Below are 23,189 nucleotides of genomic sequence, written 5' to 3' on the forward strand. Positions count from 1 at the left end.
CTCGCTACAGCGCTACTAACGGCGCGCTCGCGAGCGGCTTCGTAACCGCCAGCTACACCACTCGATGGGACACGACCTAAGCCCCACCTAAGCCACCACTGCGCAATTCGATCAGACTTAGGTCCAGCGCATGCCCGACCGAAGCCCCACCGTTGGAACATTTGCGTTCTCCCAAAGTTGGCAGCGCGCTGACTACATTGATGATCGGGGCTGTTGGGAGAAAAATGAAAAGGAAACAGGTGTCCTGCGAGTGTGCCATGAAGCATCCACTTGCTTCAGAAACCCGAGGGGTCGAAGTCAACGCCGGCATTGCGCTGGCCGACGCCGTCGGAATTCATGAAGTTCCCAATGTCAAATATCCTGCCCGACAACCGCCCGGTCGTTGTGAACCCCGCGACCCACAAGATCATCAAGATCAACGAACAGACCTACTTTATGGCTAAGCCTGTCGCCCAAATGGCGGCGATAGACCGACATATTATTGGATATGGCAAATGCTGAGACTGCAATTCGCGCCTGATGGCGAGATGAAAGACTCTCCAGGGGATGTACAAGGCGGCCCCCAGATTTCCAGTGCTCAAGGCAGCATCAATCCGCCGAGACGAACAGAAGACCATCCCGATCGTTGGATCGAATGCCAAGGGGCGATTCAACCAGGCTTTCATGCACTCGTTGATTCCATGCTTTTGGTCGGCTGGACGCGCGGCGAGGTTCTGCGATCACTAAAGCGGCTGATTGCCGTCGACACCGCGACCAGAAAAGAGGCAGGCCACGTCCCGGCCGAGCTTGCGATAGTCCGCGGCAAGGTGCAGCAGATCGACCGCAACGAAATTGAAGGTCCTGCTCTCGCTCACGGGGGTTGCTACGTCGCACGCGTTGGTGGACAGTTGAAGAAATAGCTGAGCCCGCCATTCCCGGCGAACGTCATCGAACGGTCAATCTGCTGGCGAGTTCAACACCTTCAGCGATAAGGACGTCCCGTGGCGCTAGCGCAACGAATTGTCGTGCGACTTGGCGCGGCCTCGGGAAAGCGGCCCGTCCCCGCTCAGGAATACCTCACGTCAACCGCGAACGGCGAGGATTAGGCGCAGGCCCGCCGCACTTCTTTTGCCACGTGCAGGCACCGCTCCAACCCGAACAACCGTCCCCTCTCCTCCGTTCCGGCCCCCCCGCCGAGCAGGTGCATCCTTCGCCATTGCGCACACGGCATGGCTTTTGCCGGTGGTTTCAGCGTGCTCAAACCAGGAGCGCGGTCCAGAACGAGCCATTCCGGCCGGGGGCGCGCCAATTTTGCAGGGAGGCAGGGTTCCTCTTGGCCGTCGGCATTGGTCACCAGCTTCACATTGTCGTGTTTTCGCCAGCATTGGATCGATGTAGATTACCTGCGCGTGGGCCGACTTGGTACCTGCCGTCGACCAAGGCAGCCTGCGCGCTCCAGTCAGCCTCCTCGCCCGGTAGGTAATCGTTCGAGGATCAGGCGCTTTCCGGTTGGCGCGGGCGCATAGGCGAACGAAGCACAGCCTAGGCAGCTGCCGATGGCGATCAAATGATAGTGTTCAAGCAACCCATCCTCCCGGCGGCAAGGCGGCGCTCAGCGCTGTCCATCCCTAAACGGCGCACGACGCCAATGTTTCCGCCGTGGCCCATTTTCGCCATTCGGCCCGGAACAACACTCCGAACCCGTCGTTAGATGGCCATATCCAGGAGAAGATGTATGGCCAAGGTGGTGGTGATCACAGGTGCCGGCGCGGGCGTCGGTCGCGCCACCGTCGAGGAGTTTGCTCGAGAGGGCTTCGATGTCGGCCTGCTTTCGCGTGATGCCGCGCGGCTTGAGCGGGCAGCCAATGATGTGCGGCGGTACGGCGTAAACGCGCTGCCGATTCCGACGGATGTCGCCGATCCTGCCGCGGTTGAGGCGGCCGCGGATCGGGTCGAAGCGGAGCTCGGTCCAATCGACATTTGGGTCAATGTCGCGATGGCGACGATATTTTCCCCCGTCGCCAAGCTGACTGCCGAAGAGGTCGAGCGCGGCACCAAGGTGACTTACCTCGGACAGGTACATGGTATGATGGCGGCGCTGAAGAGAATGCGCGTGCGCAATCGCGGAACCATCGTCAACGTCGGGTCGGCGCTGGCCTATCGTTCCGTGCCGCTGCAATCGGTTTACTGCGGCGCCAAAGCAGCGATCAGGGGGTTTACCGACAGTCTGCGTTCCGAGATCATCCACGACAAGCTCGATGTACACCTGACGATGGTCGACCTGCCTGCGGTGAATACGCCGCAATTCGACTGGGCGCTCAACAAGATGGGTCGCAAGGCCAAGCCGGTCGCCCCGATCTTCGAACCCGAAGTGCCGGCACGCGCGATTTTCTTCGCCGCCACGCACCAGCGACGTGACGTCTGGGTTGGCTGGTCGACAGTCAAGGCGATCCTCGCCAACCGCATCGCGCCGGGGTTGATCGACCGCTATCTCGCCAAGGCTGGCTATTGCGGACAACTTGCCGATCGCCCTACCGCTCCGAACGCTCCAGCGAACCTGTTCAAGCCGGTGTCGGGTGACTATTCGGCGCACGGCCGCTTTGACGCCCAGTCACGCGACCGAAGCTGGGAAATGTTTACGGATCGCCACAAGGCATCGGTCATCGCGGTCACCGCGATTGGACTGGCTGTCGTGGCGCTTCGGGCCGCGAAACGCCTGGATGCTTGGAAGCATAACTCGGATAGGCCCAGGACAGGACGGGGAGGCCGCTGACGACTTTATCCGCCGAGGAAGATCCCATGTCTCAGAATGTTGCAGAATTCGTCTGGAAGCGCCTCAACGAGTGGCGCCTGTCGCGGGTCTATGGATATCCCGGCGATGGCGTTGGCGGGCTGGACGTCGCTCTCGAAAAGGCCAAGAGTTATATGGATTACGTTCAGGTCCGCCACGAGGAAATGGCTGCCTTCATGGCTTCGGCGCATGCCAAGTTCACGGGGCAGGTAGGCCTCTGCTTTGCAACCTCGGGGCCGGGCGCCATTCATCTCCTGAACGGCCTTTACGATGCCAAGATGGATCACGTGCCGGTTGTCGCGATCGTCGGACAGCAGGCGCGTTCGGCATTGGGCGCGAATTACCAGCAGGAGGTCGATCTGCAGAACCTCTTCGCCGACGTCACCGAGTATGTGGTGACCGCAGTGGTTCCCACGCAGGTTCGCACCTGCATCGATCGCGCCGTGCGGATCGCGCAGGCCAAGCGCGCGGTCACCTGCGTCATCATTCCCAATGATCTGCAGGAGCTCGAATACGAGGATGCGCCGATGGCTCATGGCGCTACGCACACAGGCATCGGTTTTCCCGGCGCCGCGACGGTCCCGGACATCGAAGATATCAAGAAGGCGGCCGAGATCCTCAACAGCGGCAAGAAGGTCGCGATCCTGGTCGGTGCGGGCGCGCTGCATGCGACCGACGAGGTCATGGCAGTGGCCAACCGACTCAATGCCGGCGTCGCTAAGGCACTGCTTGGCAAGGCGGCATTGCCCGACGACCTGCCGTTCGTCACCGGTTCTCTCGGCCTGCTCGGCACCAAGCCGAGTTGGGACCTGATGAAGCAGTGCGACACTTTTTTGATGGTGGGGTCGGCCTTCCCTTACAGCGAATTCCTGCCCAAGCCGGGTAGTGCGCGCGGCGTCCAGATTGATATTGACGGCGCCAACCTCTCGCTGCGCTATCCAATGGAATACAGCCTCATCGGCGACAGCAAGCAGACCATGGCCGCCCTCCTGCAGCTGCTCGAGCAGAACAAGAACGAGACCTGGCGCCGTGGGATCGAGAAAAACGTCTCTGAATGGTGGGAGACGCTCAAGGATCGCGCCATGGAGCCTGCCGATCCAGTCAATCCCCAGCGCATTTTCCACGAACTTTCTGCGCGGCTTCCGGACGACGTCATCATGACAGGCGATTCAGGTTCAGTCGCTAACTGGTATGCGCGCGACATCCGGATGAGGCGCGGCATGATGGGTTCGCTTTCGGGAGGCCTCGCTTCGTTGGGGGCCGCGACGCCGTATGCGCTCGCCGCCAAGATGGCCTATCCCGATCGGCCCGTGATCGGCTTCATTGGCGACGGCGCCATGCAGATGAACGGGCTCAACGTGATGATCACGGCGAGCAAATATTGGCGGAGCTGGTCCGATCCGCGGTTCGTCGTGATGGTTCTCAACAACCAGGACCTGAACCAGGTGACCTGGGAGGAGCGCGTGCAACTTGGCGATGGCAAGACGCCGCTAACCCAGACAATCCCCGACTTTGCCTATCACAAGTATGCCGAACTGCTCGGATTCAAGGGCATCTACTGCGATGATCCCGAACAGATCGGTGCGGCATGGGACGAGGCGCTGGCTTCCGATCGCCCTGTCATCATGAACATGAAGGCCGATCCGAACGTGCCGCCGCTGCCGCCGCACATCACCCTCAAGGATGCCAAGAATTTCATGACGATGATGGCTGACGAGCCCGAACTCGCCAGCGTCATCAAGAATAGCGCGAAGCAGATGCTGGCCGGCGTTTTGCCGGGCAACGAGTGAGCCATGTTCGGCACACGTGAGCGGCGGCGCGATCCACTTGAGCCGGAGTCAGTCGTGAACATGCCGGTCCCGGCACATTCATCGCGGCGGGAGGACATCGCCCCGAGCGCGGTGATCACGGCTGCCCGGCATCTCAGCCGGGCGGCAGGTATGATCGCCGCATCGGTGCTGATTGACAGCGCGATGGAGCATTACCGCGGCAATTTTCACAACAGGGCGATGTGGACGCCTCTCGTCACTCCGGCTCTCTCGATCGTGTCAGCGTTCCCAACAGAGCAAATACCTGGAAAGGGGATTACGCAGCATCACTATGCCGACTTTCGGCCCTTGGATTTGGCGCCGCCCTTGATGCCTTCCTTGGCAAGGCTCTTGTGAAGCACTGAGGCTAAGTCGATGACGTTCTCTTTTGGCGCCGGCGCCGGCTTGGGCGGTGCTTTGCCTTTGCGCTTGGCGTCGATCATCGCGATCAACGCATCCTCGTATGTGTCTTCGAACTTCGACGGATCGAACTTGGTGACTTTCTTGTCGATCAACAGCCCGGCGATCTCAAGAAGGTCTTCGTCGTATTTGGGGCTTTGCAAGCCACTGAACACGGTCTTTTCCGACGTCATCTCGTTGTGAGTGCGCAATTCGGTCAGCAGCATCCCGTTTTGGAAGGGTTGGATCAGCACCTCGCGCCCGCGCTGGTAGAGCACCACGCAAGACCGTGCAGCCACCCGCTTGTTCGCCATCGCGTCGCGTAGGATGGAAAAGGCTTCGAGGGAAGCTTCGTCCGCCGGGATGAGGTAGTAAGGCTTTTCCAGATATCGGGTGTCGACATCTTCGATTGCGACGAATGAATCGACCTCGAGCGTACCAGCCGCATCGAAACGATCGACAACTGGCCTCCCTATAACATCGCCAAGACAAGCGACGACGATTACCGCATCACCATGGCGGTGGCCGGCTTCTGGCAGGCCGAACTGACCCTCACGCAGGAGCAGAACATGCTCGTGGTATCTGGTCAGAAGACTGGCGACGACGAGGGCGATGACAAGAGTCAGTACCTGCATCGCGGCATCGCCGGGCGCGCCTTCCAGCGCCGCTTCGAACTGGCCGACCACGTCAAGGTCGTTGGCGCTGCCCTTGTCAATGGTCTGCTGACAATCGATCTGAAGCGCGAGATTCCCGAAGAGATGAAGCCGCGCAAGATCGAGGTCGCAGCCGACACGACGCTGCCGAAGGGCGCGATGAAGCAGATCGAGGGCGAGAAGAAGGCCGCCTGAGATCTCCGCAAGGGTGCCGGGCATTGCCCGGCACCCTCACACCCAACGGCCGAAAGGAGAAAAATCATGAGTATCCGTGATCTGATACCTTGGGGCCGCGACAATGGCGACCAGGCCGCCAGCCTTTTCCGTGACGGTGAGCGCGACCCGTTCCTGTCGATGCATCGAGAAGTAAACAGGCTGTTCCGGAATTCTGAGCGGTTGAGGAGGGCTGACGAAAAGCCGGTCGATCAGCTCTTCGCAACGACTCTGATCGATCCAGTGCGGCCAAGAACGTCAACGACCACCTGAGAGCCGGTACGACGGAGCGCCACGTCCACCGATCCGGCACCCAGAGAAAGCCGTCTCAGGACGATTTGATCCAGGAAGCTCGGCAAGACAGGGGCGTCAAAAATGACAAACTGAGAATTCGGATCAAATTCGAGGCCGAGGCAAGCTTGCACGAAAAGCAATGGCGCAGCGGCCGCCCACGCCTGGGGATTGCATGCGACCGGATAGAATGTCGGTGCTTGGGCACTTTGGCGCGGGAAGCCGCAGAATAGTTCTGGCAAGCGACGCAGATCGAGATATGTCGAAGCGGCGAACAGACCTTCGAATATCTTTGCAGCTTGGTGTCGGAAGCCATAGCGAGCGAAGCCGGCGGCGATCAACGCGTTGTCATGTGGCCAGACAGAGCCATTATGATAGCTCATTGGATTGTAGCGGGCCTCTGTCGCAGCAATGGTTCTGATACCCCAGCCCGTAAAAAAGGCGCGCTCCGTGAGACTCTGAACCACAGACTTTGCTCGCTCGGCACGCGCGAGACCGGTGAAAAGTGCATGACCGGCATTTGACGAACGTACCCTGCAGGGGCGCTTGTCTCCGTCGAGCGCAAGCACATATGTGCCGAGCTGCTCGTCGAAAAAACAGACGTCGAAGCGATCGCGGAGGTCCGATGCCTTGGCTTCGAGCTTGTTGGCTCGCGCCGAATTGCCGAGCCGACGAGAGATGGCAGCGGCCGCGCACCATGCTCCATAGACGTATGCCTGCACCTCGGCGAGTGCGATCGATCCCTTCGCGAGCGTTCCGTCTGCGTGAAAAACAGAATCGCTGCTGTCCTTCCAACCCTGGTTTACCAAACCATCTGGCGTCAATCGCTGGTACTCAACGAAACCGTCCTTGTCGCGGTCACCGTAATCGCCGATCCAAGCGAGAGCAGCTTCGATATTGGGCATCAGACGCTGCAATGTTTCGAGATCGCTTGTCCTCTCCAGATAAGCACCTGCCAACATGATAAAGAGGGGGGTGGAGTCGACGCTGCCATAGTACCGGCGGAACGGCACCTCCCGAAGCACCGCCATTTCGCCACGCCGCAATTCGTGAAGGATCTTCCCAGGTTCCGCGTCCGACACATGATCCAGCTCGGTTGCCTGATTGGCTGCGAGATAAAGGAGTACGCCGCGTGCTATCGAGGGGTCGAGCCAAAGCATCTCCATGGCAGTGATGAGAGCGTCACGCCCGAACACGGTGCTGAACCATGGAATGCCAGCATAGGGATAGGGTCCCTCAGGTGTTTGTGTGATCAGCATGTAGAGGTCCGACACACTTCGGTGCACCGCCTCATCAAAGATTTCGTTGGAGGTCGTTATGGCGGCGGCCTTCGATGTGGAATAACGCAGCGCCCGCCGCGCATCGCGAAGTGCAATGAAAAAGGTGCGCCGAGGCGACTGGTCGCCGATTTCCCGCTGGTCACAGCCGACATCGACGAAAAGCGAACGGGTTTCGTGAGGTGCGAGTTCGATCACAAACCTCGCCTGTTCGCCGGTGAGCGTCGCCGGCACGGGATCGAAGGACAAAATGGTAGCGCGTCGCATGCCATCCAAGCCCATGTAAGCGAGCGTAACCCGGTTACCTGCCACGTCCGGTTGACAATCCTCTCCTCGCTGAGGCCGCGGCGTGCCCCGCACCTCGAAAAGATCCGCAAAATCGGATGCGAAAACCAGTTCAAGCTGGAGACGATGCGGAAATTCATCGAAATTTCGCACAGCCAGCCGCTCGAAGCATCGGGCGCCCCACAATAATCGGGACCGCCGGAGATGAATTAAGTCGTGCTTCAGCACGCGAACGCCTTCGGCATCGAAAATGTCTGGATTGGTTAAATCGCAAGTCAAGGTGGCATTGTCGTCACGCAATGTCGAACTGAGCAGCATAGGCCTGGCGCCATTGATCGTCAGACCAAGATGCGAAAGATAGCGTGTGTCGCGATAGTAAATCCCGTCTGGGCTACCAGGACCAGAGAGGACGTCGCCGTTACGGTCGAAGACGCCGAAAATGTCGTCATGCTTGAGTGTTCGGGGCCGGCGCTCCTGCAGAGAGGGGACGAAAAGCTGGGCAAGATGGGTAACGCCGGATCCCCCGGGAAAAGGTGCATGGGAGATCGCTTCAGCACTCACGGATTGCATCGCTGAGACCTCTACTTCAAGCTGACACTTGAGCGCGTCTGGCGCGAGCCATCGCAGCGCCTGATGATAGCGCGACAAGACGATTATAAATCGACACATAGTCGAATGCCATACGCTCGGCCGAGAACCGTTCTTCGAAAACAGCCCGGATCCGTCGCCGATCCAAATTGCCGGCCGACCTTATCGCCTCAATTCCCTCCTCGACAGTTGTTACGACAAACCCCGAGACCCCATGGTCAATCACCTCGGATACCGCACCTCGATCAAACGCAATTACGGGGGTGCCGCATGCCATGGCTTCGATCATCACCAACCCAAAGGGCTCGGGCCAATTTATTGGAAAAAGCAATGCTCGGGCGTTGCCAAGGAAATCAGCCTTATGATGTTCATCTATTTCGCCGAGGAATTCCACGTTGGGATGTGTGGCGATCATGGGCGAGATTTCGTTCTCCCAAAATAGCCTGTCCTGCTTGTCGATTTTGGCCGCGATCTTCAATGTCATGCCAGCGCGCGTGGCGATCTCGATCGCTGTCTCCGGACCTTTTTCCGGAGAAATACGGCCGAGAAACGCCAGATAATCGCCCGAGGGATCCGGTGTCATCGGCAGTAGATCGCGCGGTAGCCCATTATAGACGGTCCCGAGCCAGTTGACGGGCGGCATCGGGCGACGTTGTTCTTCCGATATCGACACGAGCGGCACGTCGGGAAAGCTTTGATAGAACGGATGCAGGTCAGGAAGATCAAGACGCCCATGCAGCGTCGTGAGCGCAGGAGTTTGGATGGTATTGAGCAGTTGGAACTGCAGCAGATCAGTGTGAAAATGAATGACGTCGAACTCGTCGGCAACCCGTCGAACGCGATCGAGCATTATGATGTGATGTGGAACGGGATCGAGGACAGTCGGATCAAGTCTCAAGGCCCGGTCGCAGCATTTTATCAGCTCCGCCGAGGTGTGCGAATCTCCACTTGCGAAAAGCGTGACCTCATGACCGCGACGGACAAGCTCCTCGGCAAGGTACGACACGATCCGCTCGGTACCACCATAGAATTTTGGGGGAACGCTTTCTGTTAACGGTGCGACTTGGGCAACCCTCATCGATCCAGTCCATTTGTGTCGTTCACCCGATTCGGTGCACCCACTTCCGGCTTTTCGGGGAACCTAACACCGCAGAATCCAGATTGTTCCGGCGCTGAGCGAGCCTGTCTTGCCGGCGGACAGATGCTCGCAGATGACGATCGGTCGGGAGCACTGGCCGAGCTTCCCACGCGGATGTGCGGTTCTGACCAGGAGGATCTATCATGGAGGTTCTGGCATGTCCGTGAGTTCAACGAAGCGAGTGTGCGTGACCTTGCTTGCGGGAATTCTGATGCTCTCGCCTGCGGCTTTGCTCCGGCCACGGCAAAGGTCCCAAGTGACTTCACCGCAATCGTGCGCCAGAATTGCCGGCCGTGGTTGCCATCACGACCCGGCAGATCATTCAAGACCAGACGACGTTGAATGACTTCCTGAGCCCATTCGATGGCCCGGATCCGGCCAGCCGCAGGTGCGGGAAGCGGCAACGCCCGGCCGACGAACGCTCAACATGACCACCATGAACTCGTGGATAATATAAAAAATCGTCGTGAAGGATGCGGTCGTGACACATGAGCAGCCAGCGTGGCAAGCGCTCGTCCAGTTTCGAACGAGCATTGACCAGTGCGGTGAAGCCGGTCTGCACATAGAGCACGCGAGATAGCACAGCAAAAACGCCTTCAGCATCGCGCTCGCCGGCCGGTGCTCGCCCGTAACACGCCGAGGTTGGAGCCGCGCTCGGCCCCGAAGGTTATGTCCAACCGTTCGGGGGTTAGTTCAAGTCGACCGCGGCTTTTCCTGAAAAAGCCCACTACCTCCTAGCAGGTTGATGAAAAAGTCCCAGAGATACCCGTTTTGAATCTGGTTTGCACCGTGTCTGATTCCGATACGTTCCGTGAACAAAACAGTTACGCCTACGTACCGCAATGATCGAAGCCTTGACGGGCCGCCCCTTGCCGCCCGAGTGCTTAGGAGAGGTCTCGTCGGGCCTGTCCAGGCTTGGCTGACTGAGTGGTAACCGGCCGACGCCCAAGATTAATCCTACTCCCGATTGCCAGATCCATGAAAGAAGGACTGGATTTCCTCCATGTCAACGCGGCCGTCGCAGGTGCCGAACTCCAATCGTCGCGTCATGCCGCCATTCTGCCGATCGAGTGATATTCGATGCCGTGGCGCGCCACGACCTTGGGATCGTAGAGGTTGCGGCCATCGAAGATGACCGGCGTGGTCAGTGCATCCTTCAGTGCATCGAAGGACGGTGCGCGGAAACTCTTCCATTCGGTGGCGATCAGCAGCGCATCGGCGCCGCGCAATGCCGCTTCCTTGGTGCCGCACAGCATCAGGTCGTCGCGCAGCCCGTAGATGGCCTGGCATTCCTGCATGGCCTCGGGGTCATAGGCCTGCACGGTCGCGCCGGCGTTCCAGAGCGCTTCCATCAGGACACGCGCGGGCGCCTCGCGCATGTCGTCGGTGTTGGGCTTGAAGGCCAAGCCCCACAGCGCGAAGGTCTTGCCCTCGAGGTTGCCCTTGAAATAGCGGTGCACCTTGTCGAACAGGACGGATTTCTGGTCATTGTTGCGCTCCTCGACGGCGCGCAGCAGCTTGGCGTCGAACTTGACGCCCTCGGCGGTCTTGATCAGGGCACGGACATCCTTGGGAAAGCACGAGCCGCCATAGCCGAGACCCGGATAGATGAAATGGTAGCCGATGCGCGGATCGCTGCCGATGCCTTTGCGCACCTCCTCGATGTCCGCGCCGAGCTGCTCGGCAAGGTTCGCCATCTCGTTCATGAAGCTGATCTTGGTCGCCAGCATGCAATTGGCGGCGTATTTCGTGAATTCGGCGCTGCGCACGTCCATCACGATCATCTTCTCGTGGTTGCGGTTGAAGGGCGCGTAGAGTTCGCGCATCACCGCCTCGGTGTCCTCGCTGTCGGTGCCGACGATGATGCGATCCGGCTTCATGCAGTCGGCGACGGCGGAGCCCTCCTTGAGGAATTCTGGATTGGAGGCGACGTCGAAGCTCAAATCCTCGCGCCCGCGCTTCTTCAGCGTCTCGGCGATCCTGGCCTTCACCTTTTCGCAGGTGCCGACCGGCACTGTCGATTTGCCGACGACGATCTTGGCGGTATCCATCTCGCGGCCGATGGTCTCGGCGACCGCCAGGACATATTTGAGGTCGGCCGAACCGTCCTCGCCGGGCGGCGTGCCGACCGCGATCATCTGGATTTCGCCATGCCTGACGGCAGCCGCCGCATCGGTGGTGAACTTGATGCGGCCAGCGGCGTGATTCTCCCTGACGATGCTTTCAAGGCCTGGCTCGAAGATCGGGACAAAGCCCTGGTTGAGCCGCTCCACCTTGCTTGCGTCGATATCGACGCAGACAACCTGGTGGCCAACTTCGGCAAGCACCGCCGCCTGTACGAGGCCGACATAGCCAATTCCAAACACCGTCAAGTTCATTCGGATCTCTTTCTGTGCAGGACTAGGCCGCGAATAGGCCTGGTCGGTTCAGATGTCCCGGTGGCCGGACCGGCCTAGTCAGTTCGGCATGATCTTATCCGGAAGCCCGAACTCGCACCCCCGATCCACAGCGATGAAACCGACTTGCTTGGCATGCAGTATCTAACCCAAACGCAAGGGCTAGTGCCTCTCGAATACGTCTGCGGAGCAACGGTCGACGGCTTCGTGCACCATGGAATGAGAATCGCCAGATGGGTGAGAAGGCCCTTATTCATTATGGATGACCCATGAAAAAATAGCCAACTCTACGGCTTCGACATCCTTCGTTCGCAGGGCGCGGCACGAGTGATATGTCGACGCTACCCGGCGCCCTACTTAGGGCTTAGCCCGCCGGTCACGCCCGGCGGTCCAACCCACCCAAACCCGGACTGTCGGGCCGCCACACGCGCGGCTTGGGATGACGCCAAGTGCTTCTCGAACAGAATCACCTTCTCTGGATAGCCAAGCCCTCGCCTGGCCCCGCAGCTTGGCGAACTGGTGATCGCCACCGGCGCCGAACAACTCCGCACCGACGAACTGGCCGGCGCGCTGGTCTCAATAAAACGAAAGACGCCGCAAAGCGTCATCAATGACCCTATTTTTTCAGCAGCAAGAGAGCTTCGCGGACTAGCGATGGCAGATTGGCTACTGCGCTCGATGAAGGTGACGCCGCACGTGGCGCAAAACACGAACGGGCGCCGTTCCGCTATCGATCGCCGCACGACCCGGCACGGCGGCAATGGCGTCAGCCAGCGCATCCGCAAGCGGATCGAAGAGGCGTTCGGCTGGATCAAGACGGTCGCCGGGCAGGAGAAGACGAAGTTGCGCGGTCGTGACCGCGTCGGGTGGGCCTCAACCTTCGCTGCCGCGGCCTACAATCTGGTGCGGTTGCCGAAGCTTCTGGCGGTGCCGACATGACCGCTCCTGCTGGCTGCCGGTTGATAGGCCGTTTTGCTCGCAGCCTTCCTTCACCTGGAACCTGATCAGACCGTGGGTATGTGAGCAGCCTGACATAGTTGAAACTCTTGACGGAACGGGCAGCTGAGATGCCTTCGCGGACTGGAGAGCACATGAAACGCGAAGCCGAGATTCGCCATAGATCGGAAGAGGTGGATGACAATGTGTTGGGGGACGTCGTCATGGCTCTCCATCGTCGTGTCAAGATCAGCCATGACTTCGATATCCCTTACATTGCAGGCTACAGCATTGATCGACGCACGGTCTACATTGACCGTCACCTGCCACGCACGATGCCGTGGAAGGGTCAAAGAGTGAGGCTGTCCCCTTTCTTGCTGACCCATGAAATTATCGAAAAGGCGCTGCTGGATGAACTTAGGCTGCACTATCTACATGCCCATCAAATCGCGCTATGTGCCGAGCGCGATGCAGTCATGGCCGCAGGCGTCCGCTGGCAAAGATATCAGTCGTTGATGAAGCTCAACGAGAAGCCGATAGACCAAGAGAAGCTCAGGAAGGTGCCTCCCGACCTCGATCTTACACCCTATCGGGACCTGCAGGATTCGCCGTGCTTGATCGGTTGGTCAAAACCCAGAGCGCCCAGGATAAGTCGTAGTCTGCGCACGTCGCGCGGAGGGTCTGGGAAAATCGCGGCAGAGCGCCGGCACATCGGTGCGCACAACGACACCTGCGACAAAAGCCGATCTCAATCGGCTCAGGACCTATCGCTTATAAGGCAGAAAAGGGCGGCGGCTGCATGCAGATTGCCCAGAGGAAGGTGTGGGCTGTCGTTGGATAGCGAATAGCGATTCGCCTCCAATCCTCAGTTCGTGTGAAACTTTGCGGCTCGGCCCCGACGGGTGTGTCTCGCGAGCGCCCTCGCCGGCGAAAGCTTTTCTTGCCGGGGAGGTTGGTTAATGCTTTCTTGCTGCCGAACCTTGGGGACGGCGCTTATGGCGAATGCCAAATACCATGTCGCGAAGAACGCAGACCGTTGGAACGTCCGTTACGACGGCCAGGATTATCCTTATGAGTCCCACGGCTCCGCAGTTCTAGCTGCGGTCAAAGCGGCGATACGCGCTACCGAACAAGGCCACGAGGCGGAAGTTCTAGTCCAAGGCGTCGACGGTAAATGGCGTACCGAATGGCCTGACACTAAACAGGGGAGCCGCTCCCGCTCTTTTGGCCAATCCAGTAATTTGAATTTGCAGTCCGGAGCAGCGAGCATATTGCGGCCAATAAAAACCGCCTCATCTGGCGGGTTGCCGGCGCAAGTTGCCACCGGGCAATCAACAGCATAGTGCAACTGTGCCGTGATGCTGGCTGCGATCCATTACCAAGCGCTCCAGCTCCTACGCAGCCAACCACGAGGCAGCGGTGCTCATGCGCGGCATAGGTCCGCCAGGCAATAGAATGTCGGCTTGCGCTCGCGCGGTTTTCCGCAGGTGGCAAACGAAACTGCACGGCCGATCTGTTGGAATGGCGCCCCATCCGGCAACCCAGCAGTATTTCTGGTTTAGCTGACGGCGATCCCGCTCCCAAAATCGCCGCCGCCAATCAGACCCGGCGGTTCAGCATCATCCCAACCACCTATCAAGGTCGGTCCAATCAGGTTGCGGCTCTCCAACGCTGCTTCGCCTCAACAGAAGAGCCGAGCAGTCGATCTCATCGCACATCGAGGCTTGATCGTCCCGAACGAGCCATTCCGAGCATGTCCGCAATTGTCTGAGGATAGCCGTCTTGGCGCTTCGCTCGGTTTCCATCGTTGCTAACGCTGAACGCCACCCTTTAGGCGACTTGGGCTCTCTTGCGACGCCTATGCATTTAGCAATCTCGCGCGTCCGAACAATGCCGAAGTGGTCCATTCACTCGATCCTTCACCGGCCAATTCCCCTCCCAACTGTTGTGACAAGCTTTTCACGGGCGACGAGATAAGTCGTCCGCCATTTTGATGATGTGCCATCGTCAGTTTGATGCGTAGCGTCCTGAACTTTCTCGAGGCCACGGACGCATGGTCCTCATCGGAGAGCGTGCCAGCGCCCCAGAGCCCTCGGCTCACCAAGCGACCACAATCCGCTAACGCGAAATTTCTGCAAGTCCGCGATTGCGGAAGCTTTCAAGGTAGCCGGAACGGTGTCAGAGACCGAAGTTCGGGAGCCGGCCCCGCTTACTCCGTGCATAGCCTGCCCGCTGGCTCCGGCCGGTGGGCATTTTAGTGTTCGGTCGGGAACAGCCCCGTTAGGCGCAAGTGCCGGCGAACAGCGGGTCCGGTGCTTTTCGCGCTGCTGGCCGGCTCGCGCCCTCCTGTGGGAGCGCGGGCCTAAGCGGCCCGGTGCTGGAACATATGTCAGAGACAAAGGTTCGGGAGCAGCCGCCTACTCCGGGCGGCCTCCACTCTGTGAACTGCCCGCCTGGCTCCGGCCTGCGGGCTTTTTTGTGCGCTATATGGGAACTTGGCATGTCTTGGCAGGTTCGAAAGCGGCAGCTCCCCTGCTGCCGGTCAGGTCCCCCAAGACCTGACCGGCCCGCTTCGTCGCCAGTGAAGCGGGCCCACTGCAACTGTCCGGCAGGGTAGGCGTGCTTGAGCAGGCCGAGACGCCTCCTCTGTTTGAATGATGCCGCGCCAGCAACGACAATGCTAGCTTCGTGTAAGCTGGCGATGTCCCCCCTTACCCCCCCCGCCAGTCAGGCTCGGCGATGAGCCCCCCTCAACCGCCGGGCCTACTGCTACGTCGTACATGCCGACATGCCGAGTAGCTCGTACGTGTCAAAAGCCCCGGTGCTGACCAAAGCACCGGGGCTTTTCCTTTGTGGACCCCGATGGCTGGCGTTCTTTTGGGACGATGGTGAGCTTTGGCGCGTGGGCTTCCGAAAGATCTTGGCGGCTTCATCTGTCGTGATACCGCCTCTCCATCGGGATTTCAGTCACCTACTTTGCTTTGTGCTTGGCCTTCTTCCCCATAGGATGAATCATACCACAAAAATGATGCGCCCCGAATAAAGCGGCGTGGCGATTGTTCCGTCCGTTACTTTCTAATGACCCAATCCAGCAAGACTGCGTCAACGCACTCGCACCCGGTGAGCTCGAAGATGAGGCTCCTAGCCAGGTTGCGCCATTCACACTCGGGCACGTCAGTTTCCGAGACCAAATTTCGAAATACAGACCGGACAATGTCTGCATGGAACGCGGACACTCGGTGCTTCTCAGCCTCCCTGGGCGCCTCGTCCGCCTTGCGCTGGCGTAACCGCTTTAGAAGGTCGCGTGATGCTGCGATTGCACGGCGGGATTGGTCTAGATCGCGACGAATTGAGGCGATGTCACTTAAAGAGCGACGCTGCGAGACGAAGCTGGCGTCTATCATCGCACGCGCGACGTCTGTACGGCTTTCGATCATAGCTACCTCCCAATAGCTACAATTTTAACCAGTCGAATCTAATGCGGTGCTCAGAAGGATTCAAATGTCGGTTTGATACCGAGAAAGGCAGCCTTTCGCCAAGCAGACCGCCGGCCGCGGACTGGGACGCGATATGCCGCGCCTATCTCGGGAGCTGATCGAAAAAGATCGGCCGGCGCTCAGTAGGCGGGGGACCTTGGGGTTTTGATGAGCGCCGGCCGCTGGCGTCCGATAGGACCGCCGCGAGGCAATGTAGCGCCCGACGAATGGGCGTCAAGCGAGCATTGCATTCCGGACGCGCCGGGTCTGAAGCCTCACGCGCCAGCCTTAATCTTCTTCAGCTGCTCTCTGGCTTCAGCGACGCGCGTTTGCGCGTCTCGTACGGTGTCGCAGAGGGCCTCGGGGACGCTGATTCAACCTGCGTGGCCCGGATGGTCCTGATATTGAACTGAGTCCGCACGGTAGCGTCCTTTCGGCTGCACCGCTTGCATTTGACGTTGATGGTTTCCACCGGTTTGTTCCATCCCACCACCTTGCCACATCGTTAGCCCGGAAGCGGCCCACATGATAACAGTGGCCGCACTCCACGATGAGCAGCAGGTTTGCTTTGCGGCTCGCCCAACGCTGTCCATAGGAGGTCACTTCCGGGTGGAGTAATCCTCGGGCAGCGGCAATAGGCCCAGCCCTGCCGCCCTGAAGTCGGGTTCCTGCTCAGCTATCACGGTAAGCACCTCATGCAGTTTATCGGTGAGGCCATTCAATTGCCAGAACAGTGAACCGCTCGCTTTCAGATGAAGTTGCGCTGCAAGCACTGTCTCGCGGAGGCGAAGCCCATCCCGAATGATCGCCTCGGCATTGCTCTTAAACAGTCTGTCATACCGGCTCGTTCGTCTGCCCATAGCGGCTCTCCTCTCAGTAGCGAGCGACCGCCCCACCGCCCTCCAAATAGGAACGCATTCCTTGCGGAGTCAATTCGGCCTTGACAATTTTGTTCCGTTTTTGTTCACTGTTCTCGGAGGCAAACGACATGGACCATATTGTCAGACTCGACAGCCGGCAGGAGGCCGCCCTCCATGCCATCGCCGACAAGTTTGTTGCCACACACGAGGGCGACGTCATTGCGGGTCGCGTGAGGCCAACCCATCGCTTGGGGAATACGGGGAGCCCACGAGCTCTTTGTGGGTGGCGACGTGCCGGACATGGAGTAGCCGGGCATCCGGGGGTAGACCATGATAGGTGCCTCTAGCTGCCTCTTAGTCTCCTCCGCTCCGCCGGCTTGTCCCTTGAGGACAGCCGGGATGCCTTGTCCGTCTGTGACGACCAGGCGCGGGGTGTCTCATCGGGGCCACTATGGCAGTTAGCCAGGATCGGAGTCACTTTCCGTCGCGGGTGGTCAAAATCGGAGTCATGACCTTAATGTGCTCGTCGATGCGTTCCAGGATCGTTGCAGGGACTATCTCGCGCTCCGGCAAACGCCACCAATGCTGGTTGACCAGTGCGACTGTCTCAACAACCGCTTCAAGCACGGCGGCCTCGGGCAGCCTGGCGCGGTTTGCGAACGCTTTCCACCGCGACGCCGTAAGCGCCTTGAACGACCGCTGCCGACCGAGGGAGAGCGCCATGGCGTCGGTTGGGATGTAGGGAACGGTCGATAGCACATCGTAGATCGGGGCAAGAGCCGGTCTATCGCCACCTCCAGGATAGATCAGCGACCAATTCTTCAGATGCATGTCACCATTGCCGGTCAAAGCTGCCAAAGTTAAGCGACGGACGAATTCGAGAGCCGCACTAGGGGACACAGCCTCGTTCAAGACAGCCGCGATTTGGTGAAAGGCAGCGCCGTCATATTTGCGCGAGGGAGGGACTCCGAAGACTTGAGCGAAATCCTCAATGTGGATCCTTTGGCCGTTCGCGCCTCGATCAAAGCGTCTGACCAGAAGAAGCGGTCCCCCGGACTGGGGGTTGAGTTCCTCGGGAACGTTCTGCAGGTCGGACCTCTCGACCAACTCGCGGTCAGGCACATCCATGCCGATAGCTGCGGCAAGGGCCAGATTGGCAAACTCATTCTCCGAAACCCCCGGAAACGTCTCGGGTGGAAATTTTGCGATGTACTGACCCAGTTCGCCGTCCTTCGGCAGGGTAAAGGCGCCTCCTTCTCCCCCCTTTTTGGCAACGGACAGCTTCATTTGCATTCCGGCCAGAGAGAAATGAGCTTTGGGCTTTTCGTTCACGACAGGACCATCACTGGGCAAGGCTTGCACTGCCCCGGAAACATCGGCACCAAGCACCGCCAAGAGATCGAAGTCATTGCGTCGCCTTACGCTGCCCTGGTGATGCTTCTCCATTGCTTCGCGCAGCTTACCCTCGGGCAGGAGATTGGCGAAGAACGCGGGTAGGATGCCCGCAAGCGGCTTCGGGTCTTTCCCGAGTTCGCCATTTGCTGACCTAAACGAGAGGCTGAGAATTGGAAAACCGCCCGCTTCCCGATATTGCTGCGTAAAGTTGAAGGCATAGACGGGGCTGCGCACAATCGTGCCGATCTTCCGCTTGCCAAGAAGAACATCTAGCGACTGTATCGTCCGAGGTGAATCAATGTTCACAGGCGTTGCTACCCTCGCGGGCTATCTGGTTCGTTCGCTGCGCGGCCTGGACGGTTCGTATCGCAATCCCTCTCGAAGGCGCGGGCTAGCCCTCTTTCGCGCGGCAGAACATGCCTCTGCCTTAGTAGTTGGAAAGCCTGCCAGCCCATAGGCTCTAGTCATCGTGCCAAATCTCCGCATGAAGACGAAAGCCCGTGGTAGGTCTGGGTCGGCATTGATGAGCGCAATGGTAACATGGCCGAACGCAGTGTGTAGCCGCCGGATGCCATCAAGGAGCTCCTCATCCGAAAATCTGCGACGCGGCCCAGGTCGCCAGCGGCACTCGTAGCCCACGATGGCGTAGGCAGCCCGTAGGCCTCCAAAACGCTCTCCATAAGATCGTGCGCAAGGCGTGTAGGTGCAGACGTCAATGATGTCCGAAGAGAGCTTCTTTTTTTCTCGCAAAAGCCGACGAAGGCCTTTGACCATGTCAGACTTCGCATAGCCGTACCCGCGCTTGTACCCCATCTCCCGTTGGGCCTTTGCGAACTGTCTTGAGTCCACAATCGGCTCCATGACCCGTGTTCTGACCCATAGGTTCGGAGGATTTGGTCGAGACGGCCCTCTCAATCGCCCTGTGGTTCGGTTGAAGACATAATATCCGATCATCAACTCGCTTTTCAGAACGGTTCTGACCCGCCCCAATGTCCACCGCCAACCGTCTGTTGAAGGCACACCTTCCTCGTTTAGCTTTTTCGCAATGCTGCTCATGCTTCGTCTTTGGTCAACGAACATCCGGAAAATGCGTCGGACGATCCCGATCTCCTCGCCTGGGCCCGGCACAAAGACAACACGATCGGTGTCTAGCCCCTTTTGTTCGCCCGGTCCGAGGAGAAATCGAGGTTCCCGATCTTTGCTAACGAGCATTCGTCTTGTTCCATAAGGCATTTGGCCGCCTTGCTTAAATCCAAGGCTGGCCTGCTGCTTCTGCGCCCTTGAGACTTTGGCCGAGAGCTCACGGCTGAACTCGCCCGCCATCACCCGCTTTAGATTCTTCACGATTGACGAAACCATACTGCCGTCGTTCTCGAACGGCTCGCCGCAGTATTCCACCGCAACCCCTGCATCTCGACACAGGAACTCATAATGTGCGGATTGATCAGCATCCTGAAAGCGGCCCCACCGGCTAACGTCCAGAACCAAAACTGCCGAATAACTGCGCCTGCCAGTCACCACGTCGCCCAACAACTGCTTGAGTCCCTCTCTCCCTTTCAAGCTCAAGCCGCTCTTACCGGCATCGGAATAGGTCTGGACAATAGCGAAGCCCCGTGTCTCGGCATACTCCGCAATGGCAGCGATCTGGTTTTCAAGAGAATAGCGCTGGTGCTCTGTTGACATGCGAATGTACTGCGCCGCTGGAACGCGAAGCTCAGTCGTCACATTAGCCACTATAGTGCCTCCCCATGCGACACACATTCGCCGTTTGAGGAGGGATATTATATTGCCTGATCATTCAATCCAATAAAACTTAAATATGTTTTTGGTGTCTACCGATAGCTCGATGATGCAGGCCGCTGGTTGCCTTTCCAAGGACGGCTATTCCAGCTTTCAGCGGCGGCGTCCTGATCAATGCATATCGGCCCTGACGCTCCGCATTCATCGCAGACAATGACTACACGCATGTCTCGCCTGATATGGGGCCTAACTTCTGTGCTGGTGCAGAATGGGCAGGCATCAGGGGTCAATCATTCCTCCGGCTTTAAAGCGGTGTAAAGGCATCAGGTGCTTCAACTTGTGGGATTGGTGTCCGGCTTTACTTGCTGCGCTAGAGGCTATCGCTAGCAGCGGCGCCAGGGAAGGCCCCAGCAGCAGTCAAGAATGCCCGGTAGCCGTGATGCCCCGTATGGCGCGAATAAGGGGCTGGTGACCTAATAGAGCTTTCCGCCCGGACCCAAGTCGTATCGAGGGTCATCGCCCCCGTTCAGTTCGGCTGCACTCGCTACACATATCGTGGAGTGGAGGCAGGCGCTAAGGACGGTACGTCTGAGGGCCTCCAGACCGGAGGTCGCTTCGTTGTACTGGTGGGAAAACCATCCCAGGCTGATACCGGAGGCGAAGATAAGGGGATAGCCGTAACGCCTTGCGGCAAGCTCTCTAGAACGGGATGATTGCGCCAGCGTTAATAGCGCGCAAACAATGGACTCGCTTCTGCCGGCGAAGCCAACCGTAGCTGTTCCAAGATTCGTTGAAAGCCGTTGGAGAGTGTCAGGTTATCGCCAAGCTCGTCCATAACTGGACGGGCTGGAAACGGCCCCAAAGTGGTTGTCGGATAGTTCTACAATTCGCGATCGATTGGCGGCCTACTGCTGGGGAACTTCAGCTGGCGGTGGGTATCTCCGCAAGTATAACACCGGTTATGCCATAAGCGCGCCGCGTCTGCTCAATAGCCTCAGGCGTGACGTCAATCAGCAGCGCTATAATGTCGCCGTCCGGATGCTCGAGAACGTCGCCGAGTTCGGCGAGCGTCCATCCAAGCGCGCGCAGGCGTTTTGGCCAGAATGTTTCGCATACCACGCTGATCTGTCGAATCCCCAGCCTTTGAGCCGTCTCGAGCAGACCACAGAGAACGAAGCCGGCGATCGGCGACGAGGCGCCGTGCGTGCGAAGCGATGGATCGACGAAGAAACGCGTCCATTCGAAAATATCAGCCGCTCTCGGCGGCGTGCCGCCGGCGAGAACCGGGAAGACCTCGCTCATCAGATGCGGCTCCAGCGTCGGCACGAGACGGGAGCCGCCGACGATCTTGCCGTTGGTGTCAAGCGCCAGGACATAAAGCGCATGCTCGTTGTCGAAGGCGTCGATCTCGATGTTGATGGGCCGGGCGACGGCGCGCCACCGCCTCTGCTTGACGTAAATGTCGTACCTTATGCGAAAGTAGCGTTCCAGAACTTTCCTGTAGTGCTTCCTGTTATCCCAGGTGACCAAATGCATACGAACCATGACGCCTCCAGGCGCAGGGTCGTAGGAAAACGGACTTGCGGTACGTATGACGGTATTCAGGTATTGCTAAATCTGGATTTCCTGCCGTCGCAGCGCCTTGACGATGGCATGGGACACGTTTATCGCGTCGAGCTTTCCTCGAATGTTGCGCTGATGGCTTTCGACCGTGTTCCTGGTGACGCCCAGGATACAAGCGATGTCGTCGGTGGACTTGCCTTGTGCGCTCCACTCCAGAAGTTCGCGCTCACGCGCCGTCAAAGGCATGGGCTCATCGCCATCGCCCGGCGTTCCCAGCGCCGAGAGGCTCCGAAAAGTGTGCACGCAAAGCGTCTCGATAACGGGCATTTCGCGTGGCGCAACTTCCATCCCGTCGCTCGCCGCGGTGACGACACTGGGACCCGAAAGAGGCACGTGTATGGGGACACAGATACCTTCTCTCATCCCGAATTCAGCTGCCTCGTCCATCACCAGCTTCGCGCGTGTCGACAGCTTTGCGGCGGGAAGCTCGCGCCACAGGAAGGGCTCTGGCGAGTGCCGGCACTGCGCAACGCAAGGATCGTGCAAAAAGTGATCCTCGGACACGTAGCGACGATACCAGTCGAGAGGCCAGCCATCGCCCAGGATTTCCCGCTGCCAGTCTGTATCGTGCGGCACGGGCAGGCCGGTGATCAGAAAACTGCGCAATCCGTAGCGTGCCAGGGCTGAGCGGAACTCTTGAAGGATTGCATCAGCCGAGAGCGCAGTGTCGATCTTCGAGATCGCCGCAAAGAGGTCAACAACAATTTCGTTCTCCATGGCAGCCTCGACTACACTCAGGCCCTACCCGCAGAACAACCTATGCGTGTTCAGATACAATCTTCAATAGGACACGCATCGAATGTACACTAAAGGAGTCAATCACCTGTCACGAAGGTGAGATAAGTGAAAATTCGATCATTACTACATTGATGCCGGCTGGCTTCAGCCGGCCGTCTTTGAAGCGGCAGGTTTCGTCACCCGAATAGCTCGCTTATTGGCCGGGCTTGCCGAAACCAACTCTTGCGGGTCGACATTCAATGCCTTGGCCAAAATTTCGACTGTATCCAGGGTGGCGTTGCGCCTCCCGGCTTCGACGCTGCTGATATAGGCTCGCGTGCGGCCCGAAACGAAAGACAACTGCTCCTGAGAGAGTTTTCTCTCTCTCCGAAGCCGCTGCACGTTCAGGCCAAAAACCCCACGAAGTTTCATCAAACAACGGATGCTACGACGCGCACTATGGTGCGACACACTATAGTGCACATTCCGCATTGACAGCGGCGCTGTTGGCTGTTTGAAACAACCAGCGAATTCATCGTTTCCTGGACAAGGAATAGCCATGGCGAGCCGGCCGTTTCGCGACCTCGCGCACGACATGTCCGCGCACTCCTCAGGCGAGACCAG

General features: G+C 58.9%; 16 protein-coding genes and 3 pseudogenes. 9 read left to right on the top strand and 10 right to left on the bottom strand.

The genetic code is table 11. The features are described 5' to 3' along the window. Positions 1-270 precede the first annotated feature (270 nt). The 4 genes from FJW08_RS32555 to FJW08_RS27665 all read left to right on the top strand — a co-directional run bounded on the left by FJW08_RS32555 (position 271) and on the right by FJW08_RS27665 (position 4,560). Entirely contained in the window at positions 271-501 is a 231-nt protein-coding gene (locus tag FJW08_RS32555; protein ID WP_140764202.1) for a hypothetical protein, read from the top strand. Further along, entirely contained in the window at positions 495-899 is a 405-nt protein-coding gene (locus FJW08_RS27655) for a hypothetical protein (RefSeq protein ID WP_181178792.1), read from the top strand. Before FJW08_RS32555 ends, FJW08_RS27655 begins: the two co-directional genes overlap by 7 nt. An 815-nt stretch (positions 900-1,714) precedes the next feature. Beyond that, on the top strand, positions 1,715-2,752 hold the full coding sequence (locus FJW08_RS27660) for an SDR family oxidoreductase (RefSeq protein WP_140813098.1): 1,038 nt from the start codon (positions 1,715-1,717) through the stop codon (positions 2,750-2,752). 26 nt (positions 2,753-2,778) lie between these two features. After that, positions 2,779-4,560 carry a thiamine pyrophosphate-requiring protein gene (locus FJW08_RS27665; RefSeq protein WP_140764196.1) on the top strand — a complete coding sequence of 594 codons (1,782 nt, stop codon included), beginning with the start codon at positions 2,779-2,781 and terminating at the stop codon, positions 4,558-4,560. Between the two features lie 308 nt (positions 4,561-4,868). Here FJW08_RS27665 and FJW08_RS27670 read toward each other — a convergent pair whose 3' ends face one another. Then, positions 4,869-5,516, bottom strand: a complete 648-nt coding sequence (locus tag FJW08_RS27670) for a Ku protein (RefSeq protein WP_246682618.1) — start codon at positions 5,514-5,516, stop codon at positions 4,869-4,871. On the opposite strand from FJW08_RS27670, the gene FJW08_RS27675 reads away from it, so the two are divergent. Both FJW08_RS27675 and FJW08_RS33115 read left to right on the top strand, forming a co-directional pair. After that, positions 5,400-5,825 (top strand): Hsp20 family protein, encoded by a 426-nt coding sequence (locus FJW08_RS27675; protein WP_140813139.1) that lies wholly within the window; start codon positions 5,400-5,402, stop codon positions 5,823-5,825. The two genes, FJW08_RS27670 and FJW08_RS27675, sit on opposite strands and share 117 nt — an antisense overlap. Positions 5,826-5,891: 66 nt before the next feature. Next, positions 5,892-6,011 (top strand): annotated as a pseudogene (locus FJW08_RS33115) (Hsp20/alpha crystallin family protein); the annotation flags it as partial. Positions 6,012-6,055: 44 nt separating this feature from the next. Here the strand turns inward: FJW08_RS33115 and FJW08_RS27685 are convergent. The 3 genes from FJW08_RS27685 to FJW08_RS27700 all read right to left on the bottom strand — a co-directional run bounded on the left by FJW08_RS27685 (position 6,056) and on the right by FJW08_RS27700 (position 11,800). Further along, entirely contained in the window at positions 6,056-8,266 is a 2,211-nt protein-coding gene (locus tag FJW08_RS27685; protein WP_140764193.1) for an amylo-alpha-1,6-glucosidase, read from the bottom strand. A 16-nt stretch (positions 8,267-8,282) separates the two neighbouring features. After that, positions 8,283-9,362, bottom strand: a complete 1,080-nt coding sequence (locus FJW08_RS27690) for a glycosyltransferase family 4 protein (RefSeq protein WP_140764190.1) — start codon at positions 9,360-9,362, stop codon at positions 8,283-8,285. Positions 9,363-10,468: 1,106 nt separating this feature from the next. Next, the gene (locus FJW08_RS27700) at positions 10,469-11,800 is read right to left on the bottom strand and encodes a UDP-glucose/GDP-mannose dehydrogenase family protein (RefSeq protein ID WP_140813099.1); all 1,332 of its coding nucleotides are present in this window, start codon (positions 11,798-11,800) and stop codon (positions 10,469-10,471) included. Between the two features lie 522 nt (positions 11,801-12,322). On the opposite strand from FJW08_RS27700, the pseudogene traD reads away from it, so the two are divergent. The 3 genes and pseudogenes from traD to FJW08_RS32560 all read left to right on the top strand — a co-directional run. Beyond that, positions 12,323-12,423: pseudogene (gene traD, locus FJW08_RS32745) on the top strand (conjugal transfer protein TraD); the annotation flags it as partial. Between the two features lie 64 nt (positions 12,424-12,487). After that, positions 12,488-12,757, top strand: a pseudogene (locus tag FJW08_RS32750) (transposase); the annotation flags it as partial. Between the two features lie 152 nt (positions 12,758-12,909). Then, positions 12,910-13,602 carry a hypothetical protein gene (locus FJW08_RS32560; RefSeq protein WP_181183069.1) on the top strand — a complete coding sequence of 231 codons (693 nt, stop codon included), beginning with the start codon at positions 12,910-12,912 and terminating at the stop codon, positions 13,600-13,602. A 3,227-nt stretch (positions 13,603-16,829) separates the two neighbouring features. Here the strand turns inward: FJW08_RS32560 and FJW08_RS27720 are convergent. From FJW08_RS27720 to FJW08_RS27755, 6 genes are all read right to left on the bottom strand, one after another. Continuing rightward, positions 16,830-17,090, bottom strand: a complete 261-nt coding sequence (locus FJW08_RS27720; protein WP_140813100.1) for a hypothetical protein — start codon at positions 17,088-17,090, stop codon at positions 16,830-16,832. A 474-nt stretch (positions 17,091-17,564) separates the two neighbouring features. Beyond that, a complete protein-coding gene (locus FJW08_RS27730) occupies positions 17,565-18,791 on the bottom strand; it encodes a HipA domain-containing protein (protein ID WP_224617123.1) in 1,227 nt (408 codons plus the stop codon). Positions 18,792-18,812: 21 nt separating this feature from the next. Continuing rightward, positions 18,813-20,219 carry a recombinase family protein gene (locus FJW08_RS27735; protein WP_181183070.1) on the bottom strand — a complete coding sequence of 469 codons (1,407 nt, stop codon included), beginning with the start codon at positions 20,217-20,219 and terminating at the stop codon, positions 18,813-18,815. A gap of 927 nt (positions 20,220-21,146) precedes the next feature. Further along, a complete protein-coding gene (locus FJW08_RS27745) occupies positions 21,147-21,770 on the bottom strand; it encodes an acyl-homoserine-lactone synthase (RefSeq protein WP_140765684.1) in 624 nt (207 codons plus the stop codon). Between the two features lie 66 nt (positions 21,771-21,836). After that, positions 21,837-22,565, bottom strand: coding sequence for a LuxR family transcriptional regulator (locus FJW08_RS27750; RefSeq protein ID WP_140765682.1), 729 nt, complete (start codon positions 22,563-22,565; stop codon positions 21,837-21,839). Between the two features lie 165 nt (positions 22,566-22,730). Continuing rightward, positions 22,731-22,997 (bottom strand): helix-turn-helix transcriptional regulator, encoded by a 267-nt coding sequence (locus FJW08_RS27755; protein ID WP_140765680.1) that lies wholly within the window; start codon positions 22,995-22,997, stop codon positions 22,731-22,733. Between the last annotated feature and the right edge of the window lie 192 nt (positions 22,998-23,189).

The organism is Mesorhizobium sp. B3-2-1 (genome assembly GCF_006439515.1).
Lineage (GTDB): Bacteria > Pseudomonadota > Alphaproteobacteria > Rhizobiales > Rhizobiaceae > Mesorhizobium.